The sequence below is a fragment of the Mycobacterium colombiense genome, assembly GCF_001672755.1.
Lineage (GTDB): Bacteria > Actinomycetota > Actinomycetes > Mycobacteriales > Mycobacteriaceae > Mycobacterium > Mycobacterium colombiense_C.
This window is the reverse complement of sequence record NZ_LZKI01000092.1, coordinates 1-883: the sequence shown is the minus strand read 5'-3', so window position 1 is coordinate 883 and position 883 is coordinate 1. Positions and strand designations below refer to the sequence as shown.

Here is an 883-nt window from a genome sequence, read left to right as displayed (position 1 = left end):
GGGGAGTGGGCTCGAACGCGATCGATGCCATCCGGCGACGCCCTGATCTGGACCTGGTCGGCGTGTGGGTGCATTCGGACGCCAAGTTCGGCAAGGACGCGGGCGAGCTGGCCGGCGGTGAGCCGATCGGCCTGAACGCGACCAACGACGCCGACGCGCTGATCGCGCTCAAGCCCGATTGCGTCATCTATGCGGCCAGCGGCCCGGAGCGCGACGCGCTGGCCATCCCGGATTACGTCAAACTGCTGGAAGCCGGGATCAACGTCGTGACCACCAGCACCACCCGATTGGTCAACCCGCACGCCTACGAGCCTGCGGAGTGGCGCGACCAGCTTGTTGCCGCGGCCAAGCAGGGCCAGGTGTCGCTGTACGCCTCCGGCATCGAGCCGGGCTTCGCCGCCGACCAACTCGCGCTGCTCATGACGACCCAGTCCAAGAGCATCCGCCGGATCACGGCCAGCGAGGTGGCGCTCAACGATCACTACCCGGTGGCCGACGTGATGATGGACGGGATGGGCTTTGGCCGTCCGCTGGACTACCAGCCGTGGATCAGCTACCCCGGCGCCATCGCCGGGGAATGGCAGGGGCAGATCCGGTTGATCGCCGACGCGTTGGGGGTCGAAGTCCAGGAAGTGCGCGAGGGTTTCGACCGCGCCGTCACCAACCGGACGCTGGAGGTCGCGATGGGCACCGTCGAAGCGGGAACCTGCGGCGCGCTGCGGATGCAGGCGATCGGCGTGGTCGACGGCCGGGAGGCCATCGTCATCGAGCATGTCACCCGGCTCGCGCACGACGTCGCCCCCGACTGGCCCACCGGGATCGGCGATCTGTCCTATCGCGTCATGATTTCCGGCGACCCGGACATCGACTGCACGCTGGCCGC

Annotated in this window: 1 protein-coding gene; it reads left to right on the top strand. The window is 68.5% G+C overall.

All coding sequences use genetic code 11. From position 1 onward, the window contains the following. On the top strand, positions 1 to 883 hold an 883-nt coding region (locus A5708_RS27230), incomplete at both ends, for a dihydrodipicolinate reductase (RefSeq protein ID WP_065029112.1).